This window comes from Arthrobacter sp. NPDC080073 (assembly GCF_040686575.1).
Lineage (GTDB): Bacteria > Actinomycetota > Actinomycetes > Actinomycetales > Micrococcaceae > Arthrobacter.
The window spans coordinates 117,923-135,548 of record NZ_JBFBKR010000005.1; the positions used below are offsets into that span (position 1 = coordinate 117,923).

General features: G+C 62.9%; 18 protein-coding genes and 1 pseudogene. 9 read left to right on the plus strand and 10 right to left on the minus strand.

The features are described from left to right. Positions 1 to 69: 69 nt before the first annotated feature. Both AB0O52_RS08215 and AB0O52_RS08220 read left to right on the plus strand, forming a co-directional pair. A complete protein-coding gene (locus tag AB0O52_RS08215) occupies positions 70 to 1,422 on the plus strand; it encodes an MFS transporter (protein ID WP_364535945.1) in 1,353 nt (450 codons plus the stop codon). Positions 1,423 to 1,450: 28 nt separating this feature from the next. Next, positions 1,451 to 2,224 carry an SDR family NAD(P)-dependent oxidoreductase gene (locus AB0O52_RS08220; protein ID WP_364535948.1) on the plus strand — a complete coding sequence of 258 codons (774 nt, stop codon included), beginning with the start codon at positions 1,451 to 1,453 and terminating at the stop codon, positions 2,222 to 2,224. 78 nt (positions 2,225 to 2,302) lie between these two features. Here AB0O52_RS08220 and AB0O52_RS08225 read toward each other — a convergent pair whose 3' ends face one another. Further along, a complete protein-coding gene (locus AB0O52_RS08225; protein ID WP_364536358.1) occupies positions 2,303 to 3,202 on the minus strand; it encodes a helix-turn-helix domain-containing protein in 900 nt (299 codons plus the stop codon). Positions 3,203 to 3,513: 311 nt separating this feature from the next. Then, positions 3,514 to 4,767 (minus strand): ROK family transcriptional regulator, encoded by a 1,254-nt coding sequence (locus tag AB0O52_RS08230; protein WP_364535951.1) that lies wholly within the window; start codon positions 4,765 to 4,767, stop codon positions 3,514 to 3,516. A 248-nt stretch (positions 4,768 to 5,015) separates the two neighbouring features. Between AB0O52_RS08230 and AB0O52_RS08235 the strand changes: the two genes are divergently transcribed. From AB0O52_RS08235 to AB0O52_RS08265, 7 genes are read left to right on the plus strand one after another with little or no spacing between them, the layout of a single operon-like run. After that, positions 5,016 to 6,182, plus strand: a complete 1,167-nt coding sequence (locus tag AB0O52_RS08235) for a Gfo/Idh/MocA family oxidoreductase (protein WP_364535954.1) — start codon at positions 5,016 to 5,018, stop codon at positions 6,180 to 6,182. Position 6,183: 1 nt separating this feature from the next. Then, complete coding sequence (locus AB0O52_RS08240) at positions 6,184 to 7,611, plus strand: sugar ABC transporter substrate-binding protein (protein WP_364535955.1); 1,428 nt, start codon at positions 6,184 to 6,186, stop codon at positions 7,609 to 7,611. 29 nt (positions 7,612 to 7,640) lie between these two features. Continuing rightward, positions 7,641 to 8,621 (plus strand): sugar ABC transporter permease, encoded by a 981-nt coding sequence (locus tag AB0O52_RS08245; protein ID WP_364535958.1) that lies wholly within the window; start codon positions 7,641 to 7,643, stop codon positions 8,619 to 8,621. Continuing rightward, complete coding sequence (locus AB0O52_RS08250; protein WP_364535960.1) at positions 8,621 to 9,484, plus strand: carbohydrate ABC transporter permease; 864 nt, start codon at positions 8,621 to 8,623, stop codon at positions 9,482 to 9,484. The genes AB0O52_RS08245 and AB0O52_RS08250 overlap by 1 nt, the downstream gene beginning before the upstream one ends. Positions 9,485 to 9,505: 21 nt before the next feature. Further along, complete coding sequence (locus tag AB0O52_RS08255) at positions 9,506 to 10,534, plus strand: zinc-binding dehydrogenase (protein WP_364535963.1); 1,029 nt, start codon at positions 9,506 to 9,508, stop codon at positions 10,532 to 10,534. 31 nt (positions 10,535 to 10,565) lie between these two features. Further along, entirely contained in the window at positions 10,566 to 11,426 is an 861-nt protein-coding gene (locus AB0O52_RS08260) for a sugar phosphate isomerase/epimerase (RefSeq protein WP_364535966.1), read from the plus strand. Positions 11,427 to 11,461: 35 nt separating this feature from the next. Further along, complete coding sequence (locus AB0O52_RS08265) at positions 11,462 to 12,460, plus strand: sugar phosphate isomerase/epimerase family protein (protein WP_364535969.1); 999 nt, start codon at positions 11,462 to 11,464, stop codon at positions 12,458 to 12,460. A gap of 60 nt (positions 12,461 to 12,520) precedes the next feature. On the opposite strand, the gene AB0O52_RS08270 is transcribed toward AB0O52_RS08265, so the two are convergent. From AB0O52_RS08270 to AB0O52_RS08305, 8 genes and pseudogenes are all read right to left on the minus strand, one after another. Then, entirely contained in the window at positions 12,521 to 12,700 is a 180-nt protein-coding gene (locus tag AB0O52_RS08270) for a heme-binding protein (RefSeq protein ID WP_364535971.1), read from the minus strand. Between the two features lie 106 nt (positions 12,701 to 12,806). After that, positions 12,807 to 13,655: pseudogene (locus AB0O52_RS08275) on the minus strand (substrate-binding domain-containing protein); the annotation flags it as partial. A gap of 148 nt (positions 13,656 to 13,803) precedes the next feature. Next, positions 13,804 to 14,142 (minus strand): lipopolysaccharide assembly protein LapA domain-containing protein, encoded by a 339-nt coding sequence (locus tag AB0O52_RS08280; protein WP_364535974.1) that lies wholly within the window; start codon positions 14,140 to 14,142, stop codon positions 13,804 to 13,806. Positions 14,143 to 14,173: 31 nt separating this feature from the next. Continuing rightward, on the minus strand, positions 14,174 to 14,437 hold the full coding sequence (locus AB0O52_RS08285) for a hypothetical protein (RefSeq protein WP_364535976.1): 264 nt from the start codon (positions 14,435 to 14,437) through the stop codon (positions 14,174 to 14,176). A 78-nt stretch (positions 14,438 to 14,515) separates the two neighbouring features. Beyond that, a complete protein-coding gene (locus AB0O52_RS08290; protein WP_364535979.1) occupies positions 14,516 to 15,586 on the minus strand; it encodes a YihY/virulence factor BrkB family protein in 1,071 nt (356 codons plus the stop codon). An 80-nt stretch (positions 15,587 to 15,666) separates the two neighbouring features. Next, a complete protein-coding gene (locus AB0O52_RS08295; RefSeq protein WP_364535982.1) occupies positions 15,667 to 16,242 on the minus strand; it encodes a DUF3618 domain-containing protein in 576 nt (191 codons plus the stop codon). Further along, complete coding sequence (locus AB0O52_RS08300) at positions 16,239 to 16,664, minus strand: phage holin family protein (protein ID WP_364535985.1); 426 nt, start codon at positions 16,662 to 16,664, stop codon at positions 16,239 to 16,241. Before AB0O52_RS08300 ends, AB0O52_RS08295 begins: the two co-directional genes overlap by 4 nt. Next, the gene (locus tag AB0O52_RS08305) at positions 16,661 to 17,611 is read right to left on the minus strand and encodes a hypothetical protein (RefSeq protein WP_364535988.1); all 951 of its coding nucleotides are present in this window, start codon (positions 17,609 to 17,611) and stop codon (positions 16,661 to 16,663) included. Before AB0O52_RS08305 ends, AB0O52_RS08300 begins: the two co-directional genes overlap by 4 nt. Between the last annotated feature and the right edge of the window lie 15 nt (positions 17,612 to 17,626).

Genomic DNA, 17,626 nt, shown 5'->3' on the forward strand with positions numbered 1-17,626 from the left:
CCAACTCAAATCCCCGGATTCACGCCGAGCCCAGTTGCACGGTGCGGGTCCACAGACAGAAGGTCAAAGATGACTTCCCTCACGATGCGGTCCGCAACCCTCGGTGAACTAGGTGAGCGCACGCTGCGCAAGGTCCGCCGTCGCATCATGCCCCTGATTGTGCTTCTGTACTTCGTCTCGTACCTCGACAGGAACAACGTTGGTTTCGCCAAGTTGACCATGAGCTCAGACATTGGCCTCAATTCTGCCGCCTACGGACTCGGTGCCGGGATCTTCTTCCTCGGATATGCCCTGCTCGAAATTCCGAGCAATGTGGGCATGTATCGCTTCGGCGCACGTAAATGGCTGGCCCGGATTCTCATCACCTGGGGCATGCTTGCCGCGGCCATGGCCCTGGTGAACGGCGAGTCCACTTACTACATCGTCCGTTTCCTTCTGGGGGCGGCCGAGGCTGGGTTCTTCCCTGCCATCCTGTTCTACCTGACGCTGTGGTTCCCCGCAGCGCAGCGGGTCACCGTGCTGGGGATCTTTATCCTCGCGCAGCCATTGTCCAACGCGCTAGGCGCTCCGGTCTCCGGGCTGCTTCTGCAGCTGGACGGCGTTATGGGCCTTCACGGCTGGCAGTGGCTCTATATCTTTGAAGGCATCCCGGCGGTCTTCCTGGGTCTTCTCACACCGATTCTCATGACGGACCGGCCCCGCGACGCCAAGTGGCTCAAACACGATGAGCGCGAATGGCTGGCTGACGCCATGGACGCGGAACTTGCCCTCAAATCAAAGTCGGGACACAATAACTTCCTCGCCGGACTCAAGGACAAGCGCACCCTTGCATACTCTGCCCTGTACTTCGGTCTGGTCTGCGGCATTTACGGACTGGGCCTATGGATGCCCACCATTGTCTCGGCCCTTGGCAAGTTCTCGACGACGGAAGTCGGCTTCATCGTCTTCATCCCTTACGCCATCGCCGCTGTGTTCGTGTACTGGTGGAGCAAGCGGGCGGACAAGACCGGCAAACGGGCCTGGCACGCAGCAGCCAGCATGGTTCTCGCCGGCGCAGGCCTCCTCGCGGCCGGCTTCCTGCTTCCGATCAACCCCCTGGTCGCGATGGTCGGCCTTATCGTCTCCGCCATGGGCATCTATGGGGCCATCGCACCGTTCCTCTCCATGCCTTCGGCTGCGCTCACCGGCGCTGCGGCAGCTTCGGGCCTGGCCTTGATCAACTCGCTGGGCAACCTCGGCGGCTTCGTGGCACCCTACGCGGTGGGCCTTCTGAAGGACGCAACGGGCAACAACCAGAGCGGCCTCGTCTTCCTGTCCGTCTGCCTCGCCGCTACCGGCGTTGCCACTTACCTTTACGCACGAAAACGCCCCGAAGGCGACGCCGCTCCCGCCCAGGCAACCGGGCCTTCCTCCGCCTCCTGATCCAGCACAAACCGAAGGAAACAAAGCAATGACCTCAACCAATTTCCCCACTGAACGCACCGTTGTACTGACCGGAGCAGCGTCGGCCCGAGGCATCGGGCGGGCTGCTGCGGATCGAATGGCCAGCGAAGGCTGGGCCGTGGCCATCCTCGACATCAACGGCGTCGACGCGAAAGCCGCAGCCGACGAGATCGCCGCGAAGCACGGCGTCCAGACGATCGGGCTGGCCGCCGACGTCTCCGACAAGGAGTCGGTGGACACCGCAATCGCCCAAGTGGAGGCGGAACTGCCGCCGATTGTCGGCCTCGCCAACATCGCCGGTATCAGCAACCCCACCCCGTTCATGGAAGAAACCGTGGAGGGATGGGACCGGGTGTTCGACATCAATATGCGCGGCACTTTCCTGGTCAGCCAGGCCGTACTCAAGGGCATGATCGAACGCAAGGTCGGGCGCATCGTCAGCATCTCCTCCATCTCGGCCCAGCGCGGCGGCGGCACCTTCTCCAAGGTGGCCTACAGTGCATCCAAGGGAGGCGTGATCGGCTTCACCCGCGCCCTGGCCCGCGAAGTCGGCGAACACGGCATCACCGTCAACTGCGTCGCACCTGGCCCAATCGACACCGACATCATGGGGGGCACCCTCACTGAGGAACGCAAAGCAGAAATGTCCCAGGGCATCATGATGGGAAGAGTCGGCACCCGCGAGGAAGTAGCCGCCCTGATGAGTTTCCTCCTGAGCGGGGATGCTGGCTATATCACTGCGGCAACCTACGACATCAACGGTGGCCTTCAGGTCTCCTGATTGTTCGAACGGCAAGAATATGTAGGCCCCGCAGCGGGAGCTGCGGGGCACACCTCTTTGTGCCATTGCGATTAGGCGCTACCGGATGAGCGATTCGCGCAGCTGTTGCAACGCAACACGAATGACGGTCTCGGATCGGTGGATCTCCCTCACATTCATCCCGGTGAACTCTTTCACCGCGCGGCGCATGTTTTGCACGTTGGTGAATCCGCATGATGTCGCAATTTCTGAGTAGGTGATCTTCCGGGCATCGGCATTAAGGAGGAGCTCCAGCGCTTTGCGCGTTTTCAAGGCGCGTATACGCTCACCCAGGTGGAGTTCTTCATTCTCGAAAACGTAGAACAGGGAGCGGCGGGAGAGGTTGAACCTTTCGGCGACCATCGCCACGTCCAGATCCGGGTTGTCATAGTTGGAATCAAGGTATCTATTCACTGCCAGTCTTAGAGTCGGTTTCTGCGCCTCATCGTCCACCGGTGTTTCAAGCAGGGAGCCAACCAGGGTTGCCATTACGGATCGGAATATGTCTGCGGTTCCCGATGCCTGCCGTTCAATGCCGGGGCGCTTCCAGCTCAACAGCGCAGGAATCACGAAAGTGCCCACAATTGGGTGCTTTGCGAGGTCAGGCAGGCGAAGCAGGGAGCGAAGTGCGGCATCGCTGACCTCCAGACTGCTGCGGTCGATGTTGATCTGTAAGGCGTGAAAGCCCTCAGGCGCATCGAAACTGCCGCTCAGCGAGGTATCGATGAACCTGACGGAGCCTGGTGGTACTGGCTCAGGCACGCCGTTGAGAGCCAGGGTTAGGGCTGGCCCTTTCCTGAAGTAGGCCAGTCGCAGATCCCTGGCGTCGGGATTGGGCGCCCACGAGCCCACTGCGGGGGCGTTGTGCATTTCTATGAGGCTGAAGCCTGGCCCGGAAAAACTAATGGCTGACGGTGTGAAAGGCCGGGGCGCAGCATCCTTGGACTTCTCCAATCGCATCGGGGTTTCGACAGCACTGCTGTACCACGTTCGCCAATGTTCGAACCTTTGTTCGGGACTGAGCCCCTGCGGCACTGCATATCTTCGCAGCTGGCCGCTGTTCCCTGCGGCAGATTGAGGCATGCCATCCTCCTTTTTCGCCAGCGTGAATCTTCATGGCGGTCCCTTGGAATGGCCGGAACGTCTTGGGGCAGCGGTTGCGGTGGCACGCAGTGCCGGCCAGAAAAGACCTCAGATGTTAGGCGTATTTTACGCGTGTATATCTTTATTTGCCTCTCCGTTTGGGAACGTGGCCAAGGAACGCGGTGGATTCAACTGGCTACCGAGTCACGGAGCGAAGACCGGGAGGCTTGGGCGACGCGTTCCGCATTCTGCACGTCGGCACTTTGGTGTCCGCCGGGACGCGGTGTTGTTGCGAGATCACTGAGTCGATGGGGGGCGAGCGCGTGCTCGATGGCCAAGATGCTGGCCCCAACCACGCCTGCTTCCGGCCCGGTTTCGGATTGGGTGATATTCAGGCGCTGTGTCGCCAAGGGCGTTGAGCGTGCATAGACGGTTTCACGGATTCCGGCGATCAGGTGTTCTCCGGATTGTGCAAGGGATCCACCGACGACAATGAGGGAGGGGTTGATGAGGCTCACACACATGTTGAGCATTTCTCCGATGTCGCGGCCGGCCTGCCGGACGGCTTGAATAGCGGCCAAATCGCCGGAACGGACGAGTGAGACGACGTCGTTTGCGGTGGTTGCTTCGAGTCCGTTTTCGCGAAGCTGGGCGGCGAGGGCCGGAGTGCCTGCGATGGCTTCCAAACAGGCAGTCTTGCCACAACGGCATTGGATTCCTGCCGCCTTGGAAACGGCGATATGACCGACGTCTCCGGCCACTCCTGCCGCTCCTCGCTGCAATATTCCTCCACTGATGATCCCGGAGCCGATGCCGGTGGCGACTTTGAGGAAGATCATGTTGTCCTCGTTGGGCCAGCGTGTAGCCCGCTCGCCGAGGGCCATGATGTTGACGTCGTTGTCGACCAGCACGGGAACCTCAAAGGTCTGCCGAACGTACGCGGGGACATCGAATCCGTCCCATCCCGGCATGATCGGCGGGCTGGTCGGTTTTCCGGTGGAGTGTTCAACCGGACCGGGAAGTCCGATGCCGACGGCGACAATGTCCGTTGCCGGACGCTTCACCGTTCGCAAATGACCCTGCAGCGTCACCGCTAGCCAGTCCAGAACAGTTTCCGGTCCTCGTGAAATCTCAAGTGGTTCAGTGGTTTCCACGAGAATTCTTCCTGACAGGTCCGTGAGAGCCACGCTCGCGTGTGTGGCACCGACGTCGGCGGCAGCGGCTAGCCTTGCACCTGGGTTGAAGGCTAGCCGCGCCGAGGGGCGGCCTCCGGTGGAAGCCGCATCCGACACCGGTACAACCAGTCCGAGTGCCAGGAGCGCTTCGAGGCGGGAACTGATGGCAGCTCGCCCCAAGCCCGTTATCTCAGCCAGGTCGGCCCTGGTTCGCGGGCGGCGGTCCCGCAGAATACGCAAAAGGTCGCCGGGGCCGCCGTTGTCCATATCTCTCCATTCCGGGGGCTCGAAAGAGGTGACTGGTGAGCTTGAGGTCTGACACATCACGCTCACAGGCCCCGAGGGACCTTGCCTCCACCAGTGTTAAGGTGCCCTTTCGTTCCCGTCCACACGTCGACGCCGGAAGCTTCAAAAGGTGCAACTTCGGTGTGCATTCCTTCGGCAAGAGCGTCAAAAGGTGCATACTTTTGCTTGGTGACTGACAAAAGCTGCGTGGTGCGTGTCACTCTTTCGGCATGGAAAACGACAGAACCACGACAGCCCACGGCCGGTTACGGGCAGCGTTCGTCGGCGCCGGGTTCATGGCTGAGGTGCATAGCAGAGCCGCCCGTGCTGCAGGGGCGGAAATCGCCGGTATCGCTTCCTCGAGCCATGCCAGCGCCGCCCGCGCCAAAGACCGCCTGGGCGTCATACAGGCTTACGGATCCGTCCAGGATCTCGTCGAGGACGACACGATCGACGTCATCCACGTGTGCACTCCCAACGTCACCCACTTTGCGCTGGCGGATGCAGCGCTGCGGGCGGGCAAGCATGTTGTCTGTGAAAAACCCCTGGCCACTTCCGTGCAGGAAGCTGAAAAGTTAACCGCACTGGCGCGCACCCGGGGGCGCACCGCCGCCGTGCCCTTTATCTACCGGTTCCATCCCATGGTCCGGGAGGCCCGGGCGAGGGTGCGACACGGCCAGGTTGGACGTGTCCTGACCATCCAGGGTTCATTTCTTCAGGACTGGCTCCTGTCCAGCGATGACGACGACTGGAGGGTCGATGAAAGCCTCGGAGGACCCTCACGGGCTTTCGCCGATATCGGCTCGCATCTGTGCGATGTCATCGAATTCGTTCTTGATGACCGGATCAGCCGCCTGGCCGCCCTGACCCGGACCGCTTTCAGTCAACGGGGAGGCCGGGAGGTCCGGACCGAAGACATTGTCTCGGTGGTGTTCGAGACCCGCGGCGGGGCCGTGGGGACGCTCCTGATCAGCCAGGTCGCCCCGGGGCGTAAGAACCGCCTCGCTCTGGAAATTTCGGGAACGATGGAAACCCTGAGCTTTGATCAGGAGCATCCGGAAACTCTGTGGGTCGGGCGCCGCTCGGGCTCCCAATTGCTGGTCCGCGATCCGGCTGCCCTTGATCCATCGGCTGCCCGATACTGCAGCCTGCCGGCAGGCCATCCGCAGGGCTATCAGGATGCCTTCAACTCCTTCATGGCCGATGTTTACCTCGGGGTGAGATCCGGTACGGTTCCGGACGGCCTGCCCCTTTTCGAGGACGGCCTGCGGGCTGCCCGCCTCACGTCCGCCGTCCAACGCTCCGCCCAGGAGGGTGGCTGGCAAGAAGTTTCTCCGAACGACCCGGAATCGACCGGGCACAAGATCCCTTTATTAACCCTTAAGGAAAGGCAGTAGGATGATCCGATCATTCGATCGCGTCAAGCGATCCCGCATCGTCGCGGGATTGGGAGCTGCGCTCACCGTGACCTTGTTGGCGACCGCATGCACGGGCGGCTCATCAGCACCCAGCACCGCCGCGGCCAAACCGACAGAGCTGCGGATGCTCTACGCCACCGACGAAGCCAACAGTGCCGCCGTCGCATCGCTGGTACCCCAATTCAAGGAAAAGTTCGGCATTGATCTGAAGATCGACAATCAGCCGTACGACGCATTGCAGCAGAAGGTCTTCTCGGAGTTCGCGTCCAGCAGCAGCTACTACGACATCGTCGTCGTCGACACCCCGTGGGCGCCGGCGCTGGTGCAGAACCTCGAACCCCTGAGCCAGTACATCCAGAGCGACGCCCTGAACCCTGGCAGCCCGCAATCCAACGTGGGCGACTTCATCCCCAAGGTGTTCTACGACACCGCAGTCTACAACGTTGATTCCCCGATCAAACGCTACCCCGATCCCACCGCGAAGCCGGAAGTGTCCGCGATCAAGAACGCTGGATTCGACGTGTACGGGATGCCGATCCAGTCGAACGTGGCGGTCATGGCCTACCGCAGCGACCTGTTCAACGACCCGACCCAAAAGGCGAACTTCAAAGCCAAGTACGGCAAGGACCTCACGGTTCCGAAGACCTGGGATGACTATGCCCAGGTGGCAGGGTTCTTCACCCAGCCCGACAAGAAGCTCTACGGAACTACGGTCATGGCAGGCGTCGGCGACTGGGCCACGGACGACTTCAAGACCCTACTGGCATCGTACGGCGGAGACGGGACACTCGCGGACGAGAGCGGCAAACCCGCGTTCAACACTCCCGAAGGAACTCAGGCTCTGGACTACTACGCCAAGCTCGCGCAAAGCGGACACGTCCCCCCGGGCAGCACGTCAGCTGACTGGGGCACCACAGCCGAATCGTTCGGCAGCGGGCTAACCGCCATGACGATCAACTACCACGACCTCAAGCTCGCTGACAACGTCAAGGGGGGCACCATCGGCTACGCCCCCGTACCCACCGGCAAGGCTGCCGGCCCCCACTTCGGTACCTGGATGCTGAGCCTGAACAAGAATTCCAAGAACAAGGAATGGGCCTACCAGGCGATCAGCTGGCTGACTGCCGCCGAACAGCAAACCACGATGACCGCCAAGTCCCTGCACCCCAGCCGGACATCCGTCTTTGCCGGCATCAAGACCGATAACCCCCTCGCGCCCTTCTACGACACCCTCGGGAAATCCCTCGCGGTTGGCGTTGGCCGTGCGCGGCTGACCAACTACACCGAAGTCAGCCATGAAGTGGCAGTCGCGGTGAACAACGCAGCAACAGGCGCTTCCTCACCATCGGACGCCCTCAAATCCGCGTCCGACAAGGTCTCGGCCCTCGTCAAATCGGCCGGCTACTAACACAACGGACCGCTCAAGGAGTATCGATAATGAAAGCAACCGCCGCACCACCGGATGCGACCTTGACGGTTGATGCTTCCCGCCGAGCGGCCGGCCGTACCACGGCCGGTCCGCGCGGCAGGAAGCCGTTGACCTGGAAAAAACGTTCGACCCCGTGGATCTACATGGCCCCGGCCATGGGTGTCCTGCTGCTGATGACCGTGGCCCCGGCCATCTTCATCTTCTACTCGGCCTTCCGCAACGACAAGATCCTCGGCGGCGTGGGCAAATTCGTCGGACTGGACAACTTCATCGAGGCGGTTACCAATGCCTCGGTCCAGCACGCATTCCTGATCACTTTCGGCTTCGTCGCTGTCGCGGTGATTCTGGAGATGGTCCTCGGCTTCGCCCTGGCACTCCCGCTGGCCGCCCAGACCCGTGCCAACAAAGTCGGGGCCGCTCTCATGCTGCTTCCGTTTGCCGTCACTCCGGCGGTCGCAGCCATGGTCTTCAAGCAGCTGTTGAACCCCAACTACGGTTGGGTAGGTTACTACCTCGGCGTCTTCGGATTCCCCAAAGGCACTGACCTGCTTGGGGATCCGACATCGGCGTGGATCGTCCTCGTCATTCTCGATCTGTGGCAGTGGACCCCGTTCATCGCCCTGATCCTGATGGCCGGCCTCCAGTCCCTGCCGGGCGAACCCCGGGAAGCAGCCATGGTCGACGGGGCGACCCCATGGCAGATGTTCCGGCACATTACCTTTCCGGCCATGGTGCCGTTCATTGCCATCGCGGCCGTGCTGCGGACCATCCAGGCCTTCAAGACCTTCGATTCGTTCAAGATCCTCAGCGGCGGGGGGCCCGGTGAGTCCACCGAAATCATCAACCTGGGCATTTTCCGCGTAGGCCTTCAAAGCTTCAATGTCGGTCTCGCCTGCGCCTTGGGCGTGGTCTTCTTGATCATCCTCTCGCTTCTTGTCCCCTTCATGCTGCGCGTCATCGGCCGCCGAGCAGACCCCGAGGAAATGTAATGACAACGACATCATCATCAACCCGCCGCGGCGGTGCCGTGGCACGGGTCATCATCGGACGTACCTTCCTGTGGGCATGGCTCCTGATCGGCCTCGTGCCGTTGCTCTTCATGCTTGTCACCTCCATCAAGCCGGCCGGCATCGCCAACCAGATCCCTCCCGCCTGGATCTTCCAGCCCACCCTGGACAATTACGCCTCCGTGCTGTCAGCCGGCGGCGGGAAATCCGAAAGCTTCGGTCAGCTGCTGGCCAACAGCGCCGTCGTCAGCCTCGGCGCCACAGCCCTGGCCATCGTCGTGGGGGTCCCTGCCGCCTATGCCCTGACCATGCGGGATTTCCGGGCCCGCAAGGGACTCTCGTCCTGGATCTTGTCGACCTACATGTTCCCTCCCATCGTCGCCGTCATCCCGGTCTTCGTCTTCGCTGGCAAGCTCGGGCTCATGGACACCTATCCGGCGCTGATCATCCCGTACGCCGCCTTCAACCTGCCCATCGTGGTCTGGATCCTGCGCAGCTCGATCCTGCAGTTGCCCTATGAGATCCAGGAAGCAGCCATGGTCGACGGCGCCTCGACCTGGGAAGTCCTCCGCCGGATCATCTGGCCCCTGCTCGTGCCGTCCGTCGCCACGGCCGCCGTACTGACCATCGTCCTATCCTGGAATGAGTTCCTGTTCGCGCTGTCCCTGACCCGCAGCGGAGCCAAGACCGCTCCGGTAGGCCTGCAGCAGTTCACCGGTATGTACGGCACGGACTGGGGCAACATCACCGCCGCCGCGACCCTGATCGTCGCACCCATCCTAGTGCTCATGGTCGTGCTGCGCCGCCAGATGGTCGCCGGCCTGACCTTCGGTGCAGTCAAGTAAATGAGTATTGGAGAAGAAAAAATGAAAGCAGTCATTCTCCCCGGTGACAAAAGAGTCACTGTCGTGGAACGCGAGCTCCCCGAGCCGGGGCCGCACGAGGTGCTGGTAAGGACCCGTGCCTCCGCGATCTGCCGCAGCGACATGAGCCTCTACTACGGCACCCCGATCGTCGGCGGCGAAGGCGCCGGCCAGGGCTCGGTGATCCCCGGGCACGAGGCGGCCGGCGAAGTCGTCAGGGTCGGGAGCGCCGTGACCCACGTCAAAGTGGGCGACCGCGTCGCCGGCTACCTCGCCGTCGGGTGCGGATTCTGCGAGTACTGCCTCAGCGGCTACATGATGCTGTGTGAGCAGTGGAAATGCTTCGGTTTCGACGTCGACGGCGGTGACGCCGACTACTTCGTCCTTCCCGAGCGCAACTGTCTTCAGCTCCCCGACGAACTCAGCTTCCGCGCCGGCGCGGTGATGACTGACATGGTCGGAAGCCAGTACCACGTGCAGAAGCAGCTCGGCGTGGCCGGCGGAAAAACCGTCGCCGTCTTCGGCATGGGGCCAATGGGATCCGCGGCAGTACTCATCGGCAAGGCCTTCGGGGCCAGAGTCATCGCCGTCGACGTTATCGACCATCGGCTCGAACAGGCCAGCTCCCTTGGCGCTGACGCTGTCATCAACAGCACAACAGCCGACGCCGTTCAGCAGATCCGGAACCTCACCCAGGGCCGCGGAGCAGACATCTGCATCGATTGTTCCGGCAACCCGGCCGGGCAGAACTCGGCATTGGACGCCGCAGCCAAACTAGGTGCCGTCGCTTTCGTCGGTGAGTCGCGGGCGACGCAGATCAACCCCAGCGACCAGATGCTCCGAAAGCTGCTCACCGTCGTCGGCGGCTGGTACTTCCCGATCAGCGACTGGGAAGAAATAGTCCGCCTCGTCATCGATCAGAAGATCCCGGTCGAAAAACTCATCAGCCACGACTTTTCCATCGAGCAGGCCGAGGAAGCATTCCGCGCCTTCGACCAGCGCGAAACCGAAAAAGCCGTCTTCGTCTGGTAAACCCCGTCAGCCCCTCCCAAGGAGAGAACCCATGTTCAGATATGCCGCCGAGCTCGTCCCCTACCACGACCATGGCTTCGAAGATTCGATCCGCGACCTTGCCGACATCGGCTTCAAGGAGGTCAACCTCTGGTCCTCCGCCGCTCCGCTGGCCCATCACGTCAACCCGGGAGATGACCCCGGAAAGATCCTCGGAGTGCTTGACAAATACGGGGTCAAACCCTGCGGCCTCACCGTGTATGGAAAGACCCAGGAAGAGATCCTTGAACGCGTCGAGTTCGCCGCAGACCTCGGAATCGACACCCTCATCTTCGACTGCGAAGCCAACTACCCCGACTTCGTCTCCACCTTCCTGCCACCCATCGTCGAAGCAGGAGCGCGCCACGGAGTCCGGATCGCGGTCGAAAACCATCTCACCGTCCCCTTCGCACCCGACTTCGAAACCGGCGCCAACGAAGACCAGCGATGGGATGAAGGCGTTGACACGCTCGCGCAGATGAAACGGCTCATCCGCGACATCGACGACCCCTACCTCGGCGTCTGCATCGCGCCCCCGCACTTGTGGGTGATGCAGGACACCATCAGCGAAGCGATCACCTTCCTCGCCGAACGCAAGAGGCTCTTCTACTACTACATCTGGGACATCGATCGCGCCTACCGCCACGGCACCGATGGGCTGAACTTCGGTCCCGCCGACCAGCAACTACCCCGCCCCGAGGGCACACTTGACCACTCCGTGATGCTAGGAACACTCCGCCGGGTCGGGTACGAAGGCGTTGCCAGCCTCAAATGCCACGGAACCCAAGGATGGAGCTTCGAAAAGATCGGTGAACACCTTCGCGCGTCCGACGCGTATGTCAGGGAGTGCATGAAAAAATCCGACGCCCTGTGAGGATCCCGGACGATTCAGCAAAGATGAGGAGAACCATGCCCCGCCCGTACACCCTGTTCACCGGCCAGTGGGCCGACCTGCCCTTCGAGGACGTCGCGAAACTCGCCTCCGGGTGGGGCTACGACGGCCTGGAAATCGCCGTGTCCGGGGACCACCTGGACGCCTGGCGCTGGGACGAACCCGGCTACGTCGAATCCAAACTCGCCGTCCTGGAAAAATACAACCTCAAGGTCTGGGCCATCTCCAACCACCTCAAAGGCCAGGCCGTCTGCGATGACCCCATCGACTTCCGCCACCAGGGAATCGTCGGGGCCAAAGTCTGGGGCGACGGGGACCCCGAAGGAGTGCGTCAACGGGCCGCCGAGGAAATGAAACACACCGCCCGCCTCGCCCAGGCCCTCGGGGTGGACACTGTCGTCGGGTTCACCGGCTCCTCCATCTGGCAGTACGTCGCGATGTTCCCGCCCGTCCCGGAGAAGGTCATCGAGGCCGGCTACCAGGACTTCGCGGACCGCTGGAACCCCATCCTGGACGTCTTCGACGAGTGCGGGGTCCGCTTCGCCCACGAAGTCCACCCCTCCGAGATCGCCTATGACTACTGGACCACCGTGCGGACCCTGGAAGCGATCGGGCACCGGGAGGCGTTCGGGCTGAACTGGGACCCCTCGCACTTCATGTGGCAAGGCATCGACCCCGTGTCCTTCATCTGGGACTTCAAGGACCGGATCTACCACGTGGACTGCAAGGACACCAAGCTGCGCCCCACGGGCCGGAACACCGTCCTGGGCTCCCACCTGCCCTGGGGCGACCCGCGCCGGGGCTGGGACTTCGTCTCCGCCGGGCGCGGCGACGTCCCCTGGGAATCGAGCTTCCGCGCCCTCACCGCGATCGGCTACACCGGGCCGATCAGCATTGAATGGGAAGACGCCGGCATGGACCGCCTCCACGGCGCCCCCGAAGCCCTCGCCAACCTCAAGAAGTTCGACTTCCCGCCGTCGCAAACCAGCTTCGACGCCGCCTTCAACCAGGACTAGGAGTTTAGCCCGCAGCTCAGCATGGGAAACGCAAGAGGCTCGCGAATTCGATTGGCCCTCTCAGTCTGTGCTGCGGTTGCGGAATGTGGTCAGTGCCTCGACGACCAGGTCGTGGTCGGCTTTTTGTGGGAGCCCGGAGACTGTCGCGGTGGCTACGTGACCGGTGCCTTCGACGAATATTGGGACGGATCCGCCGGCGGAGGCGTAGCGTTCCTGATCGAACCATCCCTTGTCTTCCAAGGTTCCTCCGCCGAGCCTGCCCTTGAGTGCAACCAGGAGTGATGGTTCGGGCGTACCGCTCAGTAGTCCTGCTCTTTCTCTGGACCCAAATCTCGTTGTCCGGCGTCGCTCCGGGGAGGGATACGTGGAAGAGTACGTGCTCGTTTCGACGAATGTCGATGGCAACGGGGAGGTTCCGCCGTGTAGCGAGATCCACCAGCGATAGACCCAGGGCCAGGGCGTCGGCCTGGTTGAAGCTCTTCAGGTGTAGGGCGCTGATTTCGTTTTCGAGCCGTTCGATCATGGCCCGAAGCGCCGCTTCGGGCTGTTCGTCACGGGAATCCGGGTCGAATTCCGGCTCGGATGTAAGAGTCGCGTCGTGGATCATGATTGCGTGTTTCCTCTCTATTGGAGTGGTTTGCGTCCTCGCAGCGACTCCGGGTCCGGTGTGCCTAGGTACGGGGCGCCAGGTCGCAGTGGATGACCGGATCCTGAGTTGCGGCTGGATGAGGCTCAATTGGGTCGGGATGTCGTCGTTGCCGTCGGCGAGTCGCTTCATCAGCATTTCGGTGCCTTTGGTGCCGATCTCTTGCGGGAATCCTGCCACTGACGTCATGGGAGGGACCTGGCTGGCGGCGATGCGTGTGTCGTCAAAGGATGCGACGGCAATGTCGCGGCCGGGTTCGAGGCCGCGGCGGCGCAATTTGTCGTACACGCCTTGGGCGACAGTGTCGTTGTACGCCACCACCGTATCGGGAAGCCGGCGCAGGTCAAAAGATGCCCGACGACGGATGCGCCGCGCCTGGTGCTCAAGGAAGAGAGCACCGTCCGCCTCCTCCTCGCCCTCGAGGCCGAAGCCCCGAGCACCCGGCGCACCAATACATGAAGAAGCACAACCCGAACGCCATCGGGAACGTTGGCTTCTCCGAGACTGTCCAAGGCCCCACCGGATCGCGGCGTCTGCCTGCGGGGGCACGGTTTACGGCTGCGCGGACCGTTATGAACGTTGGGTTGGGTCGGGGTGCGGCGGTGGCACCGGTCCCGGGTCGGGGACGAGAAGGGGTCCGGGCTCCGGGTTCGGGTCTGGTACGGCTGAGGCGGGCCAGGCGGGGTCCTGGCTGGTCTCAGGGCCGTGGTGTGGCTGGCGCGCGGCGGGTGCGGGCACGGAGCTGGATGATGCGTACGGCACCGGCTACGGCGACCAGGACACCGCCGCCGACCGCGGCGATGAGCAGGGCAATGCCAAGGGAGATGGTCCCGTCCAGGCCGAAGAACCTGACCCTGGCGGCGTCCTGGTTCTGCACGATGAATGCGATGAGCAGGATCAGGAGCACGAGGGCGGCGATGGTGGCCGTCCAGGCCATCCCGGCGCGGGTGACCATCGGCCGGCGCCCCGCCGGCTGGTCCGGCCCGGGTGTGGGTGGGCGGGGAGGCTCCGGTGCCGGCTGTGGTTCTGAATTCACTGGGGACTCCTTTGTCCGTTGACGCTCAGCGTCAGCCTTCTCCGGGCTGGATTGCGTCGAAGAACCGGTGCTCCGGCCGAGCAGGCGTTCCTTCGGCCTGGGCCCGGATGAAGTCGAGGTCTTCGGGGGAGAGACTGGCCTGGGCGTGCCGGTCCGAGTCCGGGGCGATTCCGGTTTCCTGATGGATCGTCTCCGTGATCGTGCGCGGCAGGACCACGCACCCGGGGTTCTCGATGAGCCACTGCCGGGTTTCGGGGCTGAGGCTGTCCCAGCGGTCCCTGATATTCATCTCCATGGTGATCCCTCACTGATTGAATTCCGAAGGGCAAAGGACCCGCCGGGGCGACCTTCGCGCTGCCGTGTCTGGTCCGGGTCAATCCGCGTTCCGGGTGTGCCGCGCGCTAAGCCTTTCGCCGTCGACGACTTCTTCTTCTTCCCGTTTCTCGACTTTCCCGCTGCGCTTGGTTCCGCGGGGTGGGAGCTGGATGGCTTCTTCGGCGTCCATTCCTGCCTGTAGCTCCCGCCCGCGTTCCATTTCGGCGTCGAACTCTGCGCCGAACAGGAGGGACATGTTCAATATCCATAACCACAGGAGCATCACGATGACGCCGCCTATTGCCCCATAGGTCTTGTTGTAGTTGCTGAAGTTGGCCACGTAGAAGCCAAAGCCCAGCGATGCAAGGATGAATGCCATCAAAGCGATGAAGGAGCCGATGCTCATCCAACGGAACCGCGGCTGCTTCACGTTGGGGGTGACGTAGTACAAGACCGCGATGATCAAGACCACAAGCAGGATGACGACGGGCCATTTTGCGATACTCCACACCGTCAGGAGGTCTCCGCCAAGGTTGACTGCCCTCCCCACGGCGTCCGCCACGGGCCCGCTGAGCGCGAGCATGCCGGCGATCAGGGCTACGAGTATCACCGCGAACACGGTGACGCCGAGCATGGTTGCGCGGAGTTTGATGAACCCGCGCCCTTCGTCCACTTCGTATACGCGGTTCATGGCCCTGCTGAAGGCTCCCACGTACCCCGACGCGGACCACAGAGCAGCGACGAGACCGAGTATCAGCGCGAAACCGGCCGATGTAGAGGTGGTGAGTTCTTCAATCGGCTGGCGGATGGTGTCGATGGTGGATCCGGGGGCGATGCCTTGGAGGAGATCCAGGAGGGCGGACGTGCTCTTTCCTGCCTGCCCGAAAATACCAAGCAGGGAGACGAGCGCGAGCAAGGCGGGGAAAAGTGAAAGCACCGCGTAGTAGGTCAGCCCCGCGGCAGCGTCCGGGCACTGATCCTTGCCGAACTCCCGGAAGGTCCTCTTGACTATGTAGGTCCAGGTTGGCTTTGCGATGTCGGTGGGTCTGGCCGGTTTTCGCGCGTCATCCGCATCCGGGGCTGTTGTTGCCTTGGCCCTGCTGCTTTCGGCGGGATTTTTGACTGTCATGGATGTCCCTCATTCCAAGGCGTGATGGAGGCGGGCCGTCCGTCCAGCGGTATTGGGCAGACAGCACGCCTCCGTCTGGATCAGGTGGGCTGGATCCTTTCCCTGGCCGCTGTGGTGCTGTCCGTTACGTCGGAGACGGCGGTCTGGGATTCTTCCTTGACGTTTTCGACTGCGTCCGAGGCTGCCACTTTGACGTTCTCGAGAGCTTCCTGGGCCGGCTCCTGGAGATCCTGGGCCACGTCGTGAGCCGCCGAGGCCAGTTCGCTGGTCAGGGGTTCAGCCGCTTCCTTCAGGGCCGCGGCTGCCTCCTTTTCCTTCTCGCTTGCCGGGATGAGGGAAGCCACCAGTAGTCCGGCCCCGAAGGCTATCAACCCCGCAGCCAACGGGTTGCCTTGCGTCTTGCTGGCCACACGATGGGGCACCTCGCCGATCGCCGCACCGGCGTCGTCGATCGCTGACCGTCCGCCGTCCACCAGGTCGTCAGCTGCGCCCATGATGTTCTCCTTCACGCCGAACACGGCATCCTTGACTTTCTCTGTTTGGCGTCGGACAACGTGCGATGGCGTCACCTTATCCGCCACTGCGTCAACGTTGGTGCCGAGGCGACGCCGGGTTTCCTCGATCTCGGAACGGATATCATCCGGATTTTCACTCATCGTTGCTCCTCGCGTGGTTTGAGTGTTTCTGGGATTTCCTGGATTGTTTCGGCCGTCTGGGGCATGCCTTTGACGGCGTTGAGTTCCTTGCGGCCGACCGATGCCAGGACGGCCGCCACGATCGCCCAGAGAACAGCTACGACGACGGCGGACCAGCCTAAGCCGATCAGCTCGCCCAGTGCGTACCAAAGGGCGAGGGAAAGGAAAAGGAGGACGAAATGCCCGGCAACACCGGCGCCTGCCAGCATTCCGGCGCCCCTGCCTGCTTGCGCCGCGGACTGCTTCAGTTCAGCTTTGGCCAGTTCCACTTCCTGGCGCATCAGCGTGGAAATGTCCCGGGTGACCTCGCCCAGAAGGTCTCCCAAGGATGTCGAGTCCGCCTTGGCGTGGGCGGGCGTCGGCGGGATTTGGCTCTCGGTCATCGCGACTCACCGCTGGCGGGGTCCACGTCTGGGCTGCGCCCGGCGTCGGCTGCATCATTTCCTGTCAGGGGAGCAGGAGAATCGAGACGATGCGAACGCTCACGGGTGAATGGATCCTCGGCTATCCCGCCGCTAGGCCATGGGTCAGCTTCCGGCTCGGTGACCGGTGCGGGTTGAGGCATGGTCCCCGGTGCGCCGGTGGGCGCAGCGGCCCCGTCGCCCGAGAGGGTGCCGGGGTTCGAGTATCCGGCAGTCGTGGTGGTTGGACCGGGTAGCTGGACCGGGGGAGGTGGTACTGTCATCCCTGGCCCGGGGACAAAAGGCCGGGCTTCGTCGCGGGCAGGTTGGATGGGGGCCCGCCCGGTGGCTGTTCCTGGTCGGGAGCCGTCAGCGCCGGCGCTCAGCCCGCGGCTCAGGCGGCCGGCCAGAACGCCTGCTCCTGCGGCCAGAAGGAGAAACGCACCGGGACGCTGTCGCGCGAAGGTCTTCACTTCGTCCAGAAGGGAGCCCGGATCCCGGTCCTCCAGCCAAGCCGCCACCGAAGAAGACCGTTCGGCGGCTTGCCGCACCAAATCCGTTGCGACGCCGGGTTGCTCGGAAGCGGCGGCCATGGACTGCAGTTCCGCCGAGATGGATCGAAGGCCTGCGGCGACCTTTTGCTGTTGCTTGTCGGCCTGGTCTGTGAGGTCCAGCCTTGCCTGCTCCAGCAGATCCCTTGCGCTCGAGTTCACTTCAGAGGCAACGTTCGCGACTTCGGCTTTCGCGGTTTCGACGACGTTCTTCGCAGAGTCTCCTGCCTGTGCGGCCACGTTGCCTGCTTCGTCCTTGATGGCTTCCGTCGTCGGCGCGCCGCTGTTACGGGTGGGCGGCGGGGGAACTTGCGAATCCTCTAGTTGCTCGGTGGCTGGCCGGGGCGTGTGGGTCCCGTCCCATTGGTTCTCTGTCATCTTCGCTCTCTTTCC

Bases quoted from the DNA above. Each gene is read 5' to 3' on its own strand.
- AB0O52_RS08305 (WP_364535988.1), bottom strand. From the start codon at position 17,611: ATGACAGAGAACCAATGGGACGGGACCCACACGCCCCGGCCAGCCACC.
- AB0O52_RS08230 (WP_364535951.1), bottom strand. From the start codon at position 4,767: ATGGACAACGGCGGCCCCGGCGACCTTTTGCGTATTCTGCGGGACCGC.
- AB0O52_RS08255 (WP_364535963.1), top strand. From the start codon at position 9,506: ATGAAAGCAGTCATTCTCCCCGGTGACAAAAGAGTCACTGTCGTGGAA.
- AB0O52_RS08260 (WP_364535966.1), top strand. From the start codon at position 10,566: ATGTTCAGATATGCCGCCGAGCTCGTCCCCTACCACGACCATGGCTTC.
- AB0O52_RS08290 (WP_364535979.1), bottom strand. From the start codon at position 15,586: ATGACAGTCAAAAATCCCGCCGAAAGCAGCAGGGCCAAGGCAACAACA.
- AB0O52_RS08265 (WP_364535969.1), top strand. From the start codon at position 11,462: ATGCCCCGCCCGTACACCCTGTTCACCGGCCAGTGGGCCGACCTGCCC.
- AB0O52_RS08300 (WP_364535985.1), bottom strand. From the start codon at position 16,664: ATGACCGAGAGCCAAATCCCGCCGACGCCCGCCCACGCCAAGGCGGAC.
- AB0O52_RS08215 (WP_364535945.1), top strand. From the start codon at position 70: ATGACTTCCCTCACGATGCGGTCCGCAACCCTCGGTGAACTAGGTGAG.
- AB0O52_RS08235 (WP_364535954.1), top strand. From the start codon at position 5,016: ATGGAAAACGACAGAACCACGACAGCCCACGGCCGGTTACGGGCAGCG.
- AB0O52_RS08250 (WP_364535960.1), top strand. From the start codon at position 8,621: ATGACAACGACATCATCATCAACCCGCCGCGGCGGTGCCGTGGCACGG.
- AB0O52_RS08240 (WP_364535955.1), top strand. From the start codon at position 6,184: ATGATCCGATCATTCGATCGCGTCAAGCGATCCCGCATCGTCGCGGGA.
- AB0O52_RS08245 (WP_364535958.1), top strand. From the start codon at position 7,641: ATGAAAGCAACCGCCGCACCACCGGATGCGACCTTGACGGTTGATGCT.
- AB0O52_RS08285 (WP_364535976.1), bottom strand. From the start codon at position 14,437: ATGGAGATGAATATCAGGGACCGCTGGGACAGCCTCAGCCCCGAAACC.
- AB0O52_RS08295 (WP_364535982.1), bottom strand. From the start codon at position 16,242: ATGAGTGAAAATCCGGATGATATCCGTTCCGAGATCGAGGAAACCCGG.
- AB0O52_RS08225 (WP_364536358.1), bottom strand. From the start codon at position 3,202: ATGCGATTGGAGAAGTCCAAGGATGCTGCGCCCCGGCCTTTCACACCG.
- AB0O52_RS08220 (WP_364535948.1), top strand. From the start codon at position 1,451: ATGACCTCAACCAATTTCCCCACTGAACGCACCGTTGTACTGACCGGA.